This is a genomic window from Aeromonas sp. ANP5, from assembly GCF_963870295.1.
GTDB classification, from domain to species: Bacteria; Pseudomonadota; Gammaproteobacteria; order Enterobacterales; family Aeromonadaceae; genus Aeromonas; species Aeromonas veronii.
Window position 1 is genome coordinate 1 of sequence record NZ_CAWMRY010000030.1, and the last position, 17,190, is coordinate 17,190.

Sequence of the window (17,190 nt, forward strand, 5' to 3'; positions counted from 1 at the left end):
CGGGACACAAAAACAAAAAAAGCCGCCCAAACAGGGCGGCAAGCGGGTGGATAAAAGGAGAGACAACTCAGGTTTGCAACAGAACATAACAATCAGACGGATTGGGCCGTGGTCTGGTCAGGAGCTTTCGGCCCGGTACTTACTCAAGCCAGCATACGTACGCTGTAGCTGGCTTGGTTCACTATCAGGCCAGATAAGCGCGCAGCATCCAGACCAGTTTTTCCTGCTGCTGCACATAGTCGGAGAGGATAGAGGCAGTGCCCTCATCACCAGCTTCGGCGGCCTGACCCAGAATACGGCGCTGGGCGACCAGCAGTTCGCGGAAGCTATCCAGCAGGGATTCGACACAGGCGCGGCCATCGTGCAGCCCTTTTTGCTCTGGGATGGCAGAGACTTTCAGGTAGTCGCTGAAGCTGTGCATGGGCACGCCATCCAGGGTCAGGATCCGCTCGGCCAGCGCATCGACTTTCAGCAGCAGGTCGTTGTAAATCTCTTCAAATTTCAGGTGCAGTTCGAAGAACTGGTTGCCACGGATATTCCAGTGGAAGCCGCGCACGTTCATGTAGAGGATCTGGTAGCTGGCCAGCAATTTGTTCAACTCGGCTGCCAGGGCTTGTGATTGAGCAGTATCAAGACCAATCGGGCTTTTCATCATTCACCTCCAGATTTGGAAATCGGTTTGAAATTCTCTTTCGGAACGCAGTCAGAGTAACGCCTTGCAAAATGCAGGGACAATTGCTTGTACCTAACTGTTTGATAGCTAATGGCTATCAAACAGTACGCAGCAACGGGGCAATGGATGAGGATTAGGGGAAGTATTTTTCGAGTAGCGCCATCAGGATGGCCTGACACTCGCGGTCCGGTTTGCTATCGACCTTGCTGGCGCGAAAGTGGAGCTGAAAAGCGCCCATGACGGCGCGGCTCTGCTCATCCCACTGGCCGCTCCGGGGCAGGCCATAGCCATAGCGGGCCAGCTGCTGCTGCCACATGGCCGCATCCCAGTCGGGCAAGGGACTGGCCAGCAACTCGGCCACCCGACCTTCATCGGGCCAGGCGCCGACCCCGTACGTCAGATAGAGCTGGCGCCAGGGGAAGTGAGGGCCGGGATCCTGCTTGCGCTCGGGGGCGACATCGCTGTGGCCCAGCACCTGGGTCGGTGGAATCTGGTAGCGAGCGATCAGCTCCCGACTGAGTGCGCCGACGGCGGCAATCTGCTGCGGGGTATAGGGTTGCCAGCGGCGGGCATCGGGGGCCAGCGGCTCATCTTCTGCTGGATAGCCGAGGTTGACGATCTCGATGCCAAGGGAGCTGGCATTGAGCCCGGCATATTGGTGCCAGCGGCTGCGTCCCGCGTGCCAGGCGCGCGCGCTGTCCGGCACCAGCTGATAGACCGGTAGCGGGGTCTCCTGGCTGTCGCGGGGGATCAGGTAGTGGGCGCTTACCTTGTGCTCCGGCTCGGTCAAGAGGCGCAGGGAATTGGCATCATCTTCATCGGTGTAGTGGAGGATCAGAAAGGCGATCCGCTCGTTCTGGTTGGCGCTTTGATAGCGGGTCGAGAGCTGGTACTTGGACGGGGTACAACCACCCAGCAGCAGAACCAGTGGCAGAAAGAAGAGGGGAAGAAGACAGCGCCAGCGCCATCCCCCTGCCGCAGCCAGGCTGCTGAACGTGGGAGGTGTGAGTCGCTGGCACATGTCGAAGGCTCTGTCTGGTCAGTCGCGCGGCTGGTTAGCCGCGGTATTTGGCAGTGAGACCGAGCAGGAAGTTGCGCAGGATCTGATCCCCGCAATCCTGATAGTGCTTGTGATCCTTGGAGCGGAACAGGGCACTGAGCTCGGACTTGGAGAGGTTGAAGTCGGCGAGCTTGAGGGTGCCGAGCATATCCTCTTCCTTGAAGTTGAGACCGATGCGCAGCTTGCGCAAGATCATGTTGTTGTTGATCCGGTTCGGGATCACCTGGGCCGGTGCATCTTCGCGCACGCCGCGGCGGGCGATGATGAAACCGTCGAGGAACTGGCTCAGAGCCGAGTCGGGACAGGCGACATAGCCTGCCTCTTGCTCTTCACCTTCCGCCGCCTCTTTCATCAACCAGCTGTGCAGCTGGGCGTGTGTGACCGTCAGGTTGCCCTTGGCAAACATCTCGACCATCTGGTCGTTGCTGATGGTGAGGGCGTAGCGCAGACGGCGCAGAATATCGTTGTTGGTCATGCTGACTCCTGTGTAAACGGCGCAACTTTACCATCTGGCGGCTCTCGCGTCAGAAAAAGCGGGGGCCGATACAGTTCAGGTCAAGCTCATCAAGCTTTGCCGAGATAGCGGGGCGCCTCATGGCGCACCAGTTCCAGCGCATCTTGCAGCTCCAGCAACTCGGGTTCCAGCTCGCTGACCGGCACGCCGTCGCGTAGCTGTTGCTCCAGCTGGGAGAGCAGCCGTTGCAGCCCCGGCACCCCGGAATAGGCACAGCCGCCGTTGAGGCGATGGAGCTGGGCCAGCACTTCGCTATCTTCAATTTGGCCAGCCAGCGCGCTATCCAGCACCGGCTCGACCTCGTCAAAACTGGCCAGCAGCATGGTCAGCATCTCTCTGGCGAGATCCTCTTTCCCCGCCGCCTGCCGCACAGCCAGTGCCCAGTCGATCTGCTGGGCACCATCATTCTGGTGGCGACGATGGGCAAAGTCGGTGATGAGCTGGGCCAGCATGCTCTCGTCGATGGGCTTGGCCAGATAGTCGTCCATCCCCTGCCGGATCAGCCGCTCCCGTTCGCCGGGGATGGCGTGGGCGGTCACCGCCACGATCGGGGTGGTGGTGTTGAGGGATTGGTTGCGGATCGCCTGGGTGGCGCTGATGCCATCCATGATCGGCATCTGGATATCCATGAAGATGATGTCGAACGGCTGGCTCTGGGCCTGCTTGACCGCCTCCTTGCCGTTTTTGCACACCACCACCTGACTCACCATCTCCTTGAGCATGGCGGCAATCAACTTGAGGTTGGCGGCGTTGTCATCCACCGCCAGCACCTTGATCGGCTGCAATTGGCGCGGTGCAGGCTGGGCGGGCAGCTTCTGGCGGCTCGATTCCGGCGAGAGCAGGGCGTGCAGCAGCTTGCGGTGGTTGACCGGTTTGGAGAGACAGTGCTGGGCGCCATGGGCCAACATAGCTTCATAGAGCGCCGGCTCGTGGCTGCTGAGCAGCACTATGGTGTTCTGCTGCTGGCCGTTCAATCTGTCGAGACGGCCGATCACCTGCTGCGGCGTATGCAGGGTGCTGCTGCCGATGATCACCATCTCCTGCTCGCTCATTTCGGGCCAGGGATCATCGCTAGTCAGTGGGTGCACGTCGAGGTGCCACTCCGCCAGCAGGGCGAGCAGAGAGGCTTGCGCGAAGGGATCCGGTTCCAGCAGCCAGAGCCGTTTGCCACGGATCCGATCCAGCGGCAGTTGATCGGTCTGGGGCAGGGGGGAGACCTCCACATCCAGACTGAAGGAGAAGATGGAGCCCTTGCCGAGCTCCGATTCGAAGCGGATCTGGCCGCCCATCTGCTGCACCAGCTTCTGGGTGATAACGAGGCCCAGGCCCGTGCCGCCATAACGGCGGGAGATGGAGGAGTCGGCCTGATTGAAGGCCTGGAACAGCTGATGTTGCTGCTCTTGGGAGATGCCGATGCCGGTATCGCGGATCTCGACGTTGAGCCTCACCTTGTGGTTGCCACTGCCGGTCTGCTCGATATGGACATCCACGTTGCCCTGTTCGGTGAACTTGATGGCGTTGCCGGTGAGGTTGGTCAGCACCTGTTGCAGACGCATGGGGTCGCCGGTGAGGTAGTCCGGCACATCGGCATCCACCCGCAGGGAGAGCTCCAGTTGTTTGTCGTGGGCGCTGGGGCCGAGCAGGTGCATGGTCTCGTTGAGGGTGTCGCGCAGGCTGAACGGGATATGCTCCAGCTGCAGCTTGCCCGCTTCCAGCTTCGAGAAGTCGAGGATGTCGTTGATGATGCCAAGCAGGTTGCGCGCCGACTTCTCGATGGTCTGCATGTAGTCGGTCTGGCTCGGGGTCAGGCTGGTTTTCAGCAACTGGCGGGTAAAACCGATGACCCCGTTGAGCGGGGTACGCAGCTCGTGGGACATGTTGGCCAGAAACTCCGACTTGACCCGCGCCGCCTCTTGCGCCCGTTTCTTGGCCATGTCGAGTTCGACGTTCTGGATCTCGATCTGCTCCAGCGTTTCGCGCAGGTCAGAGGTGGCCTGATCGATATTCTGCTGCATCTCTTCGTGATATTCGGAGAGCGCCTTGGCCATGGCGTTGATGCCGTTTTTCAGCATATCCAGCTCGCCGGTGAGCTGGCCGCTGACCCGGGTATCGAGCCGCCCCTCCCTGATCTTGTGCACCGCCTGCACCATGTTGGTGATGGGCTGGGTCACGCTCTTGACCAGCCGGAAGCCAAACAGGGTACTGAAGGCGACCCCGATGAGCACCATGATCACCGCAAAGAAGGTGTCGCGGTACTGCAGCAACATGGCCCTGTCGGTTGCCATCTGCATCGAGATGTAGCCGATCATCGGCGGCTCCACATCGCTTGGTAGCGGAAAGCCATCCAGACTGGTTTCAGCCTGGATCGGGGTGCGCAAAATGATGTCGTCCCCCTGAAACGTCACGCTGGTCAAATCCGGAATTGGTTCGCCATCGGGCAGCCTGAGCCGGGTGAAATCCCGGTGGTAGTTCGAGGTAACGAACAGCTGGTTGTCCTGGGTGAAAACCGCGATGGACTTGATGAAGGGGGAGTTCTTGCGATGGGTCAGGCCAATCAGCCGCTTGAGGGATTCTCGGCTGTGCTGGGTCATCCCGTATTCACTGGCGATCGCCAGCGGTTCGATGATGTTGATCCCCTGATCAATGAGGTTGTTTTCCAGCTGCTGGTAGCGGTGGAAGGTGAAGTAACCGGCCATCAGGCCACCGATGATCAGGGTCGGCAGGATGGTGAAGGCGAGAACGCGTGCTCTCAGGCCATATTTGGTCATACGAACAGGCCACCAGTGAACAGTGTTGGCGATAAGGTTGATGGCAATACACGGGCTCTGTGGCCGTATTTGGTCATACTATTATTCTTGTGGGACAATACCCGGCAGCAGATTCCACAATCATGACATAGCCACCTATAGGCACCAAGTTTTATGGCCCAGTTTTTCAAGCCCCAAAAGAAGTCCACCCAGCTCCAACGCATTGAATTTACGATAGACACCCTCGATCACCACTGCGTCGGTATCGGTCGCCATCAGGGCAAGGCGATCTTCGTCGAAGGGGCGCTGCCCGGCGAGACCGTCAAGGCACGCATCACCGAAGAAAAAAAGCAGTATGGTCACGCCGCCTTGCAACAGGTGGTGACCCCGGCGGCCAATCGTATCGCCCCCTTTTGCAGCCACTATCGCGAGTGCGGCGGTTGCAGTGCCCAGCACATGTCGGTTGCCGATCAGCAAGCCGCCAAGGCGGCCGGACTGGTCAGCCTGTTCGAGCGGTTGGGCAACATCAAGGCGCCTGCGCTGGAGCCAGTACTGACCGGTGAAGATCGTGCCTATCGCCGGGTCTGTCGTCTGGCCATCAAATTTGACAAGAACGGTCGCTGCACCCGGGTTGGTTTCCGCCGTCGCAACAGCAACGATCTGGTGGAAATCGAAGGGTGCCCGGTACTGGCCGAACCGCTCTCGGCGCTGATTGCCCCGCTGCGTGAGTGCCTCAATCGCTTGAAGAGCCAGCGCGAGCTGGGCCATGCCGAGCTTATCCAGGCCGAGCAGGGGATCATGATGCTGCTGCGTCACACCGGCCGCCCTAATGAGGCGGATCGCGCCCTGCTGGTGGAGTTTGCAAAAGCGCAGGGGATCGACCTCTATCTGCAGGCGGCCGATGATCGCATCGAAGCGCTGCAGCAACAATTTTCCCCATCCTATTCGCTGGATGGCCTGTCTCTTGCATTTGCTCCCGGTGATTTCATTCAGGTCAACGGCCCCATCAACCAGAGCATGGTTGAGCAGGCGCTGACATGGCTCGGGGCGAGCAAGGATGACAAGGTGCTCGATCTCTTCTGCGGCATAGGCAACTTCACCCTGCCGCTGGCCCGTCAGGCTCGCGAAGTGGTGGGTGTGGAAGGTGAACTGGCCATGGTGCAGCGGGCCGAAGAGAACGCCCGTCGCAATGGCATCACCAATGCCCGTTTCTACAAGGCCGACCTGAGCGATGACATCGTCGGCATGTCCTGGGCGCGGGAAGGGTTTGATCTGGTGCTGCTGGATCCGGCTCGTCCCGGCGCGCTGGAAGTGATGGGACACGTCGTGAAACTTTCACCCAAGCGGGTGGTCTACGTCTCCTGTAACCCGGTCACCCTGGCGCGGGACAGTCAGGTACTGGTGAAAGGGGGTTACCGTCTGGTGCGCCTCGGCATGCTCGACATGTTCCCTCACACCGGTCATCTGGAGTCCATGGCGCTGTTTGAACGGGAGTAAATGACTCATCAGTTCGGCGATGCCGGATAGGTCATCCGGCATGTTCGTTACTCTTTGAGCAGGTGTGTATATGAAGTAATCCTGCTCATCGGTACGGCGATGCGGATGTGTAATCTGGCATGTCTGCGGCTGTTTGAGCTGGTGTGATTGGGGTAATCTAGACCCTCGTCGTTCGGCAGGGCCTGTTGGTGCGCTCTATTGTCTTTCTGGACAATATGCCTTGAAAAGTGCGCTGGATATCCCCATTTGAGGCAATCTCATGAGGGGAGAAAGTGACAGCTTTCGGCCCGATAATTTAAAGGATTGATACCATGGTTGCGGTTCGCGATATTCATTTGAAAGACAACTTCACCCTGGAAGAGTGGGTCAGCTCGCTCTCCTTGAGTGACAGTGAAAAGGATCAGCTGCGAACCGTCTACCAGTATTGTCTGACGCTCGGTGACGAGGCGCTGACCAGCAAGCTGCTGGTACGCGGCATCGAAATGGTGGGCATCCTGCAGATGCTCAGCATGGATATCGGTACCCTCAAAGCCGCCATCATCTACCCCTTCGTCGAAGCCGGTCTCATCAGCCAGGAGCGGATGGACGAGGACTTTGGCTCCAAGATCGCCAAGCTGGTGGAAGGGGTGCTGGAGATGGAGGCCATCCGCTCCCTGCAAACCCTCCATCGCAGCGAAACCTCGCCGGAGCAGGTCGACAACGTGCGTCGCATGTTGCTCGCCATGGTCGAGGATGTGCGCGCCGTGGTGATCAAGCTGGCGGAGCGGATCGCCTGCCTGCGGGAAGCGAAGACGGCAGATGAAGAGACCCGGGTGCTGATGGCCCAGGAGATCACCAACATCTATGCGCCGCTCGCCAACCGTCTGGGCATCGGCCAGCTCAAGTGGGAGCTGGAAGATCTCGCCTTCCGTTACCTGCACCCGGATACCTACAAACAGATCGCCAAGCAGCTCGACGAGAAGCGGCTCGACCGCGAGCGCTATATCCGCGAGTTTGTGCAATCCCTGCGTAATGGGTTGAAAGAGGCGGGAGTTGACGCCGAGGTGTACGGTCGGCCGAAACATATCTACAGCATCTGGCGCAAGATGCAGAAGAAGCACCTCGAGTTCAACGAGCTGTTCGACGTGCGCGCGGTGCGGGTAGTGACCAAGCGGCTGCAGGATTGCTATGCGGCGCTCGGTATCGTCCATACCCAGTTCCACCACATTCCTCGCGAGTTTGACGACTATGTCGCCAACCCCAAACCCAACGGCTACCAGTCAATTCACACCGTAGTGGTGGGGCCGGAGGGCAAGACCGTCGAGATCCAGATCCGTACCGACCAGATGCATCAGGATGCCGAACTCGGCGTCGCGGCGCACTGGCGCTACAAGGAAGGGGCACAGGCAGGCGGCAAGGCCAACACCTTCGAAGACAAGATCGAGTGGCTGCGCAAGCTGCTCGCCTGGCAGGAAGATCTCTCCGAGAGCGGCTCCCTGCTGGAAGATCTGCGCAGTCAGGTGTTCGAGGACAGGGTCTACGTCTTCACCCCGAAAGGGGATGTCATCGACCTGCCGGCAGGCGCCACCCCGCTTGATTTTGCCTATCACGTCCACAGCATGATCGGCCACCGCTGCATCGGCGCCAAGATTGACGGCCGCATTGTGCCGTTCACCTACGCGCTGCAGACCGGCGATCAGGTGGAGGTGATCACCCAGAAGGAGCCGAACCCGAGCCGCGACTGGATGAACCCCAACGCCGGCTTCCTGCGCTCCAGCCGGGCGCGGGCCAAGGTGGCGACCTGGTTCAGAAAACTGGATCGGGACAAGAATATCGTGGCCGGTCGCGAGCTGTTCGAGAAGGAGCTGGATCGCCACAACCTCAGCATGTCCAAGATCGACAAGGGCAACATGCTGCGCCGCTTCAATCTGGAGAGCACCGACGATCTGCTGGCCGGTATTGGCAGCGGCGATATCCGCATCAACCAGGTGCTCAACTATCTCGACACCTGCTACAACAAGCCGACGGCGGAAGAGGAAGATCGCCGCCTGTTGGAGAAGCTGGAGCAGAAGGCCAATGCGCCGATGCGCCACAAGCCCAAAGACCACATCGTGGTGGAAGGGGTCGGCAACCTGATGACCCATATTGCCCGCTGCTGCCAGCCCATTCCGGGGGACTCCATTCAGGGTTTCATCACCATGGGGCGCGGGGTGTCCATCCACCGGGAAGATTGCGAGCAGTTGAAAGAGTTGTCACGGCGCAACCCCGAGCGGCTGATCGATGCGGTGTGGGGGGAGAACTACTCCGGCGGCTATGGCCTCACCATCCGGATCATCTCCAACGATCGCTCCGGCCTGCTGCGCGATATCACCACAGTACTGGCCAACGAGAAGATCAATGTGATGGGGGTGCGCTCACGCTCCAACGTGCGCGAGCAGACCGCCGAGATCGACATGGAGCTGGAGATTTACAACATCAACGCCTTCAACCGGGCGTTGGCCAAGCTCAGTCAGCTCAACGATGTGATCAGCGCCAAGCGGCTTTGATATCGAACCGACCGGCCCCAGTGGCCGGTCTGCATTTACGACCCTTTTTGAATAAATCGAAAGCGAATATCCCATGTCCCAACGTTACGATCTGCCCCAACTGCTCGACATCATGGCTCGTTTGCGTGACCCGCAAAACGGCTGCCCCTGGGATCTGAAACAGGACTTCCAGACCATAGTGCCGCACACCCTGGAAGAGGCCTACGAGGTGGCCGATGCCATCGAGACCGAGGATTGGCAGGGGCTGAAAGGGGAGCTGGGGGATTTGCTATTTCAGGTGGTGTTTTACGCCCAGCTGGGTAAGGAGCGTGGGCTGTTTGACTTTGCCGATATCGTGGATACGGTGAGTGAAAAGCTCATTCGTCGTCACCCCCACGTTTTTTCCGATGCAGATCTCTCCAACGAGCAGGCGGTAAAAGCGAACTGGGAGGCGGAAAAGGCCAAAGAGCGGGCGGCCCTCGACAAAGAGAGCGTGCTGGACGACATTCCGCAGGCGTTGCCTGCCCTGACCCGCGCCGCCAAAATTCAGAAACGCTGCGCCACCGTCGGATTCGACTGGAAGACGTTGGGGCCTGTGGTGGACAAGATCCACGAAGAGATCGACGAGGTGATGGAAGAGGCATTGATGGCCGATGTGGACGAGGCGCGGGTGAGCGACGAGCTCGGCGACCTGCTGTTTGCTACCGTCAATCTGGTGCGTCATCTGGGCAAGGATCCGGAGCAGGTACTGCGCGGCGCCAATGCCAAGTTCGAACGTCGTTTTCGTCAGGTTGAGCAGATAATCGCCGCAGAAGGCTTGAAAATGACCGATTGCACCCTCGAAAAGCTCGATGCCGCCTGGGATAAGGCGAAGGAAACCGAGCAAAGTTGATTTGGCGCAAGATGGGGGGGCGGTGAGCCTGATAGATTTTTGCTCATTGTTTGGGAGAGGGGTTTTTGGTATACTGTTTCCCCGTCCTGCTTCATCCCCGAAGCACCCCTTAAAATTCCCTAAACTTCTTTCAGGTTCAGCATGACGACCAAATATATTTTTGTTACTGGTGGCGTTGTTTCATCCCTCGGCAAAGGCATTGCCGCAGCTTCTCTGGCAGCCATTCTGGAAGCCCGTGGTCTGGATGTGACCATCATGAAACTGGACCCGTACATCAACGTGGATCCGGGCACCATGAGCCCGACCCAGCATGGTGAAGTGTTCGTAACCGAGGACGGGGCCGAAACCGATCTGGATTTGGGCCACTACGAGCGTTTCATCCGCACCAAGATGACCCGTCGCAACAACTTTACCACCGGCCGTATCTACGCCGACGTACTGCGTAAAGAGCGTCGTGGTGACTATCTGGGCGCCACCATTCAGGTTATCCCGCACATCACCAACGCCATCAAAGAGCGGGTGATTGCCGGTGCCGAAGGCCATCAGGTTGCCATCGTCGAAGTGGGCGGTACCGTAGGTGACATCGAGTCCCTGCCGTTCCTCGAAGCCATTCGTCAGCTGGCTGCCGAAGTGGGCCGCAACAACGCCATGTTCATGCACCTGACGCTGGTTCCTTACCTGGCTGCTGCCGGTGAAGTGAAGACCAAGCCGACCCAGCACTCCGTGAAAGAGCTGCTCTCCATCGGTATCCAGCCGGATGTGCTGATCTGCCGCTCCGACCGTGCCATTCCGGCCAACGAGCGCGCCAAGATTGCCCTGTTCTGCAACGTGCCCGAGCGCGCCGTCATCTCCATGAAAGACGTCGACTCCATCTACAAGATCCCGGCACTGCTCAAGTCCCAGAATCTGGACTCCTACTTCACCGAGCGTTTCGGTCTGGAGTGCAAAGAAGCTGACTTGTCCGAGTGGGAACAGGTTATCTACGAAGAGGCCAACCCGACTGGTGAAGTAACCATCGGTATGGTCGGCAAGTACGTCTCCCTGCCGGACGCTTACAAGTCCGTCAACGAGGCGCTCAAGCACGGTGGTCTCAAGACCCGTCACTCCGTCAACATCAAGTACATCGACTCTCAGGATATCGAGACCCGTGGCGCCGAGCTGCTGGAAGGTCTGGACGCGATCCTGGTGCCGGGTGGCTTCGGTGAGCGCGGTGTGGAAGGCAAAATTCTGGCTGCCCAGTATGCCCGCGAGAACAAGATCCCCTACCTGGGTATCTGCCTCGGCATGCAGGTTGCCATGATCGAATTCGCTCGCAACGTGGCGGGCATGGAAGGGGCTCACTCCTCCGAATTCAAGAAAGATTGCGCGTATCCGGTCGTCGGCCTCATCACCGAGTGGGTGGATGAAGAGGGCAACGTCGAGACCCGTACCGAGAAGTCTGATCTGGGCGGTACCATGCGTCTGGGTTCCCAGCTCTGCCACTTGGTCGAAGATTCCAAAGTGCGTCAGATGTACGGCAGCCCGACCATTTACGAGCGTCACCGTCACCGTTACGAAGTAAACAACAAGCTGCTGCCGCAGATTGAAGCGGCAGGTCTGAAAGTGACCGGTCTCTCCGCCGACAAGAAGTTGGTGGAAATCATCGAGATCCCGGATCACCCCTGGTTCGTGGCTGCGCAGTTCCACCCGGAGTTCACCTCTACTCCTCGTGATGGCCACGCTCTGTTCGCCGGTTTTGTGAAGGCGGCAGGCGAGTATCAGAAGCGTAATTTGAAGTAATTGAAAATAAATGCGGTTGGGGCACTGTGCCACAGCCGCTTTTTTTGGCATATTTTTGTTGTTTTTTTACGAAACCTGAGGAAATACACATGTCCAAGATCGTTAAAGTGATCGGTCGTGAAATCATCGACTCCCGTGGTAACCCGACCGTAGAGGCCGAAGTTCACCTGGAAGGTGGTTTTGTTGGTATGGCAGCCGCTCCGTCTGGCGCGTCCACCGGTTCCCGCGAAGCGCTGGAACTGCGTGACGGCGACAAGAGCCGTTTCCTGGGTAAAGGCGTGCTGAAAGCCATCGAAGCCGTAAACGGCCCGATCGCTCAAGCTCTGCTGGGTAAAGATGCCAAGGACCAGGCCACTGTCGACCAGATCATGATCGACCTCGACGGTACCGAGAACAAATCCAAGTTCGGCGCCAACGCCATCCTGGCTGTTTCCCTGGCTAACGCCAAAGCTGCCGCTGCTGCCAAAGGCATGCCGCTGTACGCCCACATCGCCGAGCTGAACGGCACCCCGGGTGTTTACTCCATGCCGCTGCCGATGATGAACATCATCAACGGTGGTGAGCACGCCGACAACAACGTCGACATCCAGGAGTTCATGATCCAGCCGGTTGGCGCCAAGACCCTGAAAGAAGCCGTTCGCATGGGCGCAGAAGTGTTCCACAACCTGGCCAAAGTGCTGAAGTCCAAGGGCTACAACACTGCAGTTGGTGACGAAGGTGGTTTCGCTCCGAACCTGAAATCCAACGCCGAAGCGCTGGAAGTTATCGCTGAAGCCGTTGCCGCTGCCGGTTACAAACTGGGCACCGACATCACCCTGGCTATGGACTGCGCTGCTTCCGAGTTCTACGACGCAGAGAAGAAAGAGTACAACCTGAAAGGCGAAGGTCGTGTCTTCACCTCCAACGGTTTCTCCGACTTCCTGGCTGACCTGACCACCAAGTTCCCGATCGTCTCCATCGAAGATGGCCTGGACGAATCTGACTGGGAAGGCTTCGCCTACCAGACTGCTGAACTGGGCAAGAAAATCCAGATCGTTGGTGACGACCTGTTCGTAACCAACACCAAGATCCTGAAGCGCGGTATCGACAACGGCATCGCCAACTCCATCCTGATCAAGTTCAACCAGATCGGTTCCCTGACCGAAACTCTGGCTGCCATCAAGATGGCCAAAGACGCTGGCTACACTGCCGTCATCTCCCACCGCTCCGGTGAGACCGAAGACGCGACCATCGCCGACCTGGCTGTTGGTACCGCTGCTGGCCAGATCAAGACCGGTTCCATGAGCCGTTCTGACCGTGTTGCCAAGTACAACCAGCTGATCCGTATCGAAGAAGCTCTGGGTGCCAAAGCTCCTTTCCGCGGTCTGAAAGAAGTTAAAAACCAGGCTTAATTTGCTGGTTTGCCAGCCTCGGCTGGAATGAAAAAAACCGGAACCCCTGGGTTCCGGTTTTTTTATGCCTGCTCCTTGCCGCAACGCCCTGAGAGGCGAGGGCGTTGTGCCTCTGGTCTCGGGTCAGATAAAGGGGAGCGTGCGCTGATAGCGCCCTGCATGCGCCTTGAAGCCCAGCTTTGCAAACAGGGCGATAGAACGGACATTATCTGCATCGATATCTGCGGTGAGGCTGGTGACTCCCAGTGTGCTGGCGTGGGCGAACAACAATCCCAGCGCTTCCGACATAAACCCTCTGTGCCAATAGGCCGCATTGAGCAGGCAGCCCACCTCGCAGCAATGGCCCGCCTCACTGAAGCTGTGCAGGCCACAGGTGCCGATCACCTTGTTGCCCTCCCGCTCGACAATCGCCCACTCCAGTGACTCACCTGTTTGTTCCAGCCGCACCACGCTCGCCATCATCTGCACCACCATGGCGGGAGAGGTAAAGCAGGGATCAGAGGCAAACGCCATGGTCAGTGGATTGCCATAAATCTCGAACAGATCGGCGGCATCCTGCGGGCCAATGGTACGCAGTACAATCCGAGAGCCGGTTAAGTCTGGCTTCATAAATCTCCTTTGGATGTGTTACACCAGCAAAGCTACAGGTGAATAGAGATGCCATCTGAAAGTCGGCTCAGAAAGGTGGGTGTCCCAGATTTGTTGCTACTAGAAGAAGTAAAACAAACACGTTACCACTAGAGGAAGTAACGTAAACACGTTACTACTAGAGAAAGTAACACAATCACGTTACTACTAGAAGGAGTAACACAAACACGTTACCACTAGAAGAAGTAACACAAACACGTTACTACTAGGGGAAGTAATACAAAAACGTTACTACTAGGAAAGGTAACACAGACACGTTACCACTATAAAAAGTAACACAAACACGTTACTATTGAAGCTAAGTAGCAATACAGCACTACTTATGTATATGAGAGTTTAGATATGGAAGAAATAGAACAAGAAGAACGAGTCAGACCTATAGCAGTAATAAGTGGAGACATTGTACGCTCTACTGAACTAGAGCACAGTATGTATGAAGACCTACTCTATACTTTGCATAATCAGCTATCATTGATTCGTTCTCTAAATCCAAACAACAAGTTCGAAGTTACTAGAGGCGATTCTTTTCAAGTTCTAGTCCAAGATATCGAAAATGCAGCCACATACGCACTATTACTGAGAACTAGCTTAAAAAGTAGAAATAGTAATTATGATTGTAGAATAAGTCTTGCTATAGGACATGATGTATCTATACGACATACAATAGGTAGTTCAACAGGTGATGCTTTCACTTTATCAGGAAGAGCACTAGACAAGATGACCACAGACACATTGAAAGTGTCGACCCCAGTGCAACCGTTCAATGAACATTTTGATCTACTAACTAAATACTTAGATAACCAGGTATCAGGGATGACAGAACGCCAATGCGCGATAATATATATTGTCCTTAAAAATCAACACTCCCTTACACAGAAAGAAATAGCGGAGTTATTGGGCGTGAATAGAGTATCAGTGAACCGCTCAATAAAATCAGCAAACCTAAATTTAATAACTGAATATACTCAATTATTCTCGCAAAAAGTAAGAGAGTTTTTCCTTTGAATACATTCTTCATTTTGTTCCTATTTCTTGTCATTGTACATGTAATGGTCGACTTCTATTTTCAACCTGAATCATGGGTTCAAGACAAAAATGATAATAAAACAAAATCTCACAAGCTATATATTCATTCAGCAATACACGCTTTAGTTTCCTGCATCCCAGTATTATTTATCACAACAGATTGGCGTTCTATTAGCTGTATGTTAATTATTATTGGAGTTTCTCACTGTCTAATCGATCTTGCGAAGACATACTTAGGAAAAGACTTACGTTACTTCATTCTTGATCAAATACTACACATAGCAGTCTTGGCTGCGGTCGCTTTACATATATCTCAATTAGAGCTGCCTTTATCAGTAATGAAGGATATTGTTATTACTAAAAGCACTCTAGCAATTGCACTTGCTTATACTGTAATTTTTAAGCCCACTTCGATTATCATTTGTTCTATTTTATCTAAGTATACGCCAGATGCGAATGAGGAAAATAAAGGCTTGATTTCCGGAGGGGCTATTATCGGATATTTAGAACGAACGTTAATTTTAACTTTCACTATAGCTGGGCAATTTTCAGTCATTGGATTCGTATTAGCTGCTAAGTCGATATTCAGATTTGGTGAATTAAACAACGCAAAAAATCATAAACTAACAGAATACGTTCTATTAGGTTCATTACTTTCAGTAGCGATTACATCGATTATTGGATTGGTCGTAAAGAACTTTATTTAGGGAGCCTAACGCCTGCATTTGCGGCTGGTTTGGAGTGCAGCGGAAAACCAGTCCGCCAACGTGCGTTTGTTAGGTATTTTTTAAATACTCTTTTTGCAATGAGATACCTTGGACACCCATCCTTTGGGTTCTGGCTATGCTGCGCCTTGCTCAGAAAGGTGGGTGTCCAAGATTTGTTACTACTGGACGCCGATCCCGGGGGTTGATCTCATTGCTGAATGGTCAATAAATAGACTGGTGAGTGTCCCAGATTTATTTGTAGCGCAGCGAAAAATTTGTCCGGATGCAGCGCCTTGTTATGTTTTATTTCAGCAGCGACTTCCAATCTATAAAATCTACTGTATTTTCAAATAGCTCTTTATCCAAAAAACGATTCTTCCTTTTCAATCGGACTTCGCAGTGCTCCACGGCACTTCGCATACTTTTTGCAAGATCTATATTTGATGACGATACTGAAAAAGGTTCGGCGCAATAGCTATCCGATATTTGTTCGAATATCTTTTTCCTCGTTCGAGTCTTTTTTACAGCATCAGTCTCTGTATAGTCGCACCTAATCTGGTTGCTCCCGTATCTATAAAACCGCAAGAAACCTATTATTTCGTTGTATCTCCAATCGCCGCCAAACTGCTTTTTCAGATATGCGTCACTCATAGGTGCTTGCATCTTGGAGTTTATTTCATTCTTATAGTCGCTTAATTTTTTGTAATAATCGTTTTCAGTTAGCCGGTATACGGGTATTTCAAATAGATATTTAGTCGTTAACACCGCTTTCCCCATCAATGTAGATACCTTGGACACCCATCTTTTGGGTTCGGGCTATGCTACGCCTTGCTCAAAAAGGTGGGCAAAATGGTGGGTGTCCCAGATTTGTTAGTCTCAAAAAGTAATTACTACAGATCCCGCACTACGCTTTGCCTCACCGTGATAAACCGCTTCGATATTATTGCCGTCCGGATCAAGGACAAAGGCGGCGTAGTAGCCGGGGTGATAATTGCGCTCACCGGGGGCGCCGTTATCTTGGCCACCATGGGCCAGCGCGGTTTGATAAAAGCGATCCACCATAGCGCGATCTTTTGCCTGAAAGGCGAGATGGTGGCGACCAGTCAAGACCCCCAGCGCGGCGGGGCTGTCGACAGAGGTGACAAACAGTTCGTCTGCCCAGAAGTAGCCCTCACCTGTGCCGCCCAGCGGAATATCGAGGGTGGTGAGAATGGCCGTATAAAAGCGCTGGCTGGCGACCAGATCTTTGACCACCAGCTGGATATGGTCGATCAAGCGACCACGATGCAGGGTTTGTGTTTCCATACACCACCTTGATTTGCATGTTGTGGATGAGCCAGCGGCTTGCCGGTCAGTTTGTTTGGATCAAAAAGGGACCGGGCGAGATATGGCATGGCTACCGCCCTGAATTTCAGCCTCCAGTCTGCTGCGTTTAACCAACGGGATGGGGTTGGCATGGCTCATGGGAGACTCCGACGAGGCAAATGTTGCCAAATGGCAATATTAACCATGGCGCTGTGGAGAGAAAGCTCAATATTGAGAATTTCTGTGCAAGATCAATAAATTAATCAAATGTCACCCACGATTGATGACGCGCCGATATAGCGTGAACAGCCATTCTTTATCAATCCCCATAGAATATTCATGGTCATATCTGGCTTGAACCAGCATAAAACTCTTTGTTATTGTCCGCGCTCCCCGCTGAAACAGCTTATTTATCTATAAATCAACAAGATAGCATTATGCGGTGGC

Annotated in this window: 14 protein-coding genes; 7 read left to right on the forward strand and 7 right to left on the reverse strand. The window is 55.1% G+C overall.

What is annotated here, in order from left to right:
* Positions 1–184 precede the first annotated feature (184 nt).
* From AACT07_RS16115 to barA, 4 genes are all read right to left on the reverse strand, one after another.
* Positions 185–652 (reverse strand): Dps family protein, encoded by a 468-nt coding sequence (locus AACT07_RS16115; RefSeq protein WP_005362843.1) that lies wholly within the window; start codon positions 650–652, stop codon positions 185–187.
* A gap of 154 nt (positions 653–806) precedes the next feature.
* The gene (locus AACT07_RS16120; RefSeq protein ID WP_069528877.1) at positions 807–1,694 is read right to left on the reverse strand and encodes an N-acetylmuramoyl-L-alanine amidase; all 888 of its coding nucleotides are present in this window, start codon (positions 1,692–1,694) and stop codon (positions 807–809) included.
* Positions 1,695–1,728: 34 nt separating this feature from the next.
* Positions 1,729–2,208 carry a YehS family protein gene (locus AACT07_RS16125; RefSeq protein WP_069528879.1) on the reverse strand — a complete coding sequence of 160 codons (480 nt, stop codon included), beginning with the start codon at positions 2,206–2,208 and terminating at the stop codon, positions 1,729–1,731.
* A gap of 89 nt (positions 2,209–2,297) precedes the next feature.
* Positions 2,298–5,015, reverse strand: coding sequence for a two-component sensor histidine kinase BarA (gene barA / locus AACT07_RS16130; protein ID WP_069528881.1), 2,718 nt, complete (start codon positions 5,013–5,015; stop codon positions 2,298–2,300).
* Positions 5,016–5,168: 153 nt separating this feature from the next.
* On the opposite strand from barA, the gene rlmD reads away from it, so the two are divergent.
* The 5 genes from rlmD to eno all read left to right on the forward strand — a co-directional run bounded on the left by rlmD (position 5,169) and on the right by eno (position 13,057).
* Positions 5,169–6,491, forward strand: coding sequence for a 23S rRNA (uracil(1939)-C(5))-methyltransferase RlmD (rlmD, locus tag AACT07_RS16135; RefSeq protein WP_069528883.1), 1,323 nt, complete (start codon positions 5,169–5,171; stop codon positions 6,489–6,491).
* Between the two features lie 311 nt (positions 6,492–6,802).
* The gene (relA, locus tag AACT07_RS16140; protein ID WP_005335588.1) at positions 6,803–9,016 is read left to right on the forward strand and encodes a GTP diphosphokinase; all 2,214 of its coding nucleotides are present in this window, start codon (positions 6,803–6,805) and stop codon (positions 9,014–9,016) included.
* A 73-nt stretch (positions 9,017–9,089) separates the two neighbouring features.
* Positions 9,090–9,887: a nucleoside triphosphate pyrophosphohydrolase gene (mazG, locus tag AACT07_RS16145; RefSeq protein WP_043821669.1), complete on the forward strand. Its 798-nt coding sequence runs from the start codon at positions 9,090–9,092 to the stop codon at positions 9,885–9,887.
* Between the two features lie 141 nt (positions 9,888–10,028).
* Positions 10,029–11,666, forward strand: a complete 1,638-nt coding sequence (gene pyrG, locus AACT07_RS16150; RefSeq protein ID WP_005335584.1) for a glutamine hydrolyzing CTP synthase — start codon at positions 10,029–10,031, stop codon at positions 11,664–11,666.
* Positions 11,667–11,755: 89 nt separating this feature from the next.
* Positions 11,756–13,057: a phosphopyruvate hydratase gene (eno, locus tag AACT07_RS16155; RefSeq protein ID WP_005335583.1), complete on the forward strand. Its 1,302-nt coding sequence runs from the start codon at positions 11,756–11,758 to the stop codon at positions 13,055–13,057.
* 123 nt (positions 13,058–13,180) lie between these two features.
* Here eno and AACT07_RS16160 read toward each other — a convergent pair whose 3' ends face one another.
* Positions 13,181–13,666: a GNAT family N-acetyltransferase gene (locus AACT07_RS16160; RefSeq protein WP_047437842.1), complete on the reverse strand. Its 486-nt coding sequence runs from the start codon at positions 13,664–13,666 to the stop codon at positions 13,181–13,183.
* 381 nt (positions 13,667–14,047) lie between these two features.
* Between AACT07_RS16160 and AACT07_RS16165 the strand changes: the two genes are divergently transcribed.
* Together AACT07_RS16165 and AACT07_RS16170 are read left to right on the forward strand one after the other, a co-directional pair.
* The gene (locus AACT07_RS16165) at positions 14,048–14,710 is read left to right on the forward strand and encodes an HTH domain-containing protein (protein WP_136501700.1); all 663 of its coding nucleotides are present in this window, start codon (positions 14,048–14,050) and stop codon (positions 14,708–14,710) included.
* Positions 14,711–14,724: 14 nt separating this feature from the next.
* On the forward strand, positions 14,725–15,438 hold the full coding sequence (locus AACT07_RS16170) for a DUF3307 domain-containing protein (RefSeq protein ID WP_290438963.1): 714 nt from the start codon (positions 14,725–14,727) through the stop codon (positions 15,436–15,438).
* Between the two features lie 303 nt (positions 15,439–15,741).
* Here AACT07_RS16170 and AACT07_RS16175 read toward each other — a convergent pair whose 3' ends face one another.
* Together AACT07_RS16175 and AACT07_RS16180 are read right to left on the reverse strand one after the other, a co-directional pair.
* Positions 15,742–16,215 (reverse strand): hypothetical protein, encoded by a 474-nt coding sequence (locus AACT07_RS16175; protein ID WP_204524414.1) that lies wholly within the window; start codon positions 16,213–16,215, stop codon positions 15,742–15,744.
* Positions 16,216–16,314: 99 nt separating this feature from the next.
* The gene (locus AACT07_RS16180) at positions 16,315–16,743 is read right to left on the reverse strand and encodes a VOC family protein (protein WP_047439466.1); all 429 of its coding nucleotides are present in this window, start codon (positions 16,741–16,743) and stop codon (positions 16,315–16,317) included.
* Between the last annotated feature and the right edge of the window lie 447 nt (positions 16,744–17,190).

What these genes read in the sequence shown, in the direction of transcription:
- AACT07_RS16115 (WP_005362843.1), bottom strand. Translation starts at nt 652, where the DNA reads ATGAAAAGCCCGATTGGTCTTGATACTGCTCAATCACAAGCCCTGGCA.
- AACT07_RS16120 (WP_069528877.1), bottom strand. Translation starts at nt 1,694, where the DNA reads ATGTGCCAGCGACTCACACCTCCCACGTTCAGCAGCCTGGCTGCGGCA.
- AACT07_RS16125 (WP_069528879.1), bottom strand. Translation starts at nt 2,208, where the DNA reads ATGACCAACAACGATATTCTGCGCCGTCTGCGCTACGCCCTCACCATC.
- barA (WP_069528881.1), bottom strand. Translation starts at nt 5,015, where the DNA reads ATGACCAAATATGGCCTGAGAGCACGCGTTCTCGCCTTCACCATCCTG.
- rlmD (WP_069528883.1), top strand. Translation starts at nt 5,169, where the DNA reads ATGGCCCAGTTTTTCAAGCCCCAAAAGAAGTCCACCCAGCTCCAACGC.
- relA (WP_005335588.1), top strand. Translation starts at nt 6,803, where the DNA reads ATGGTTGCGGTTCGCGATATTCATTTGAAAGACAACTTCACCCTGGAA.
- mazG (WP_043821669.1), top strand. Translation starts at nt 9,090, where the DNA reads ATGTCCCAACGTTACGATCTGCCCCAACTGCTCGACATCATGGCTCGT.
- pyrG (WP_005335584.1), top strand. Translation starts at nt 10,029, where the DNA reads ATGACGACCAAATATATTTTTGTTACTGGTGGCGTTGTTTCATCCCTC.
- eno (WP_005335583.1), top strand. Translation starts at nt 11,756, where the DNA reads ATGTCCAAGATCGTTAAAGTGATCGGTCGTGAAATCATCGACTCCCGT.
- AACT07_RS16160 (WP_047437842.1), bottom strand. Translation starts at nt 13,666, where the DNA reads ATGAAGCCAGACTTAACCGGCTCTCGGATTGTACTGCGTACCATTGGC.
- AACT07_RS16165 (WP_136501700.1), top strand. Translation starts at nt 14,048, where the DNA reads ATGGAAGAAATAGAACAAGAAGAACGAGTCAGACCTATAGCAGTAATA.
- AACT07_RS16175 (WP_204524414.1), bottom strand. Translation starts at nt 16,215, where the DNA reads ATGGGGAAAGCGGTGTTAACGACTAAATATCTATTTGAAATACCCGTA.
- AACT07_RS16180 (WP_047439466.1), bottom strand. Translation starts at nt 16,743, where the DNA reads ATGGAAACACAAACCCTGCATCGTGGTCGCTTGATCGACCATATCCAG.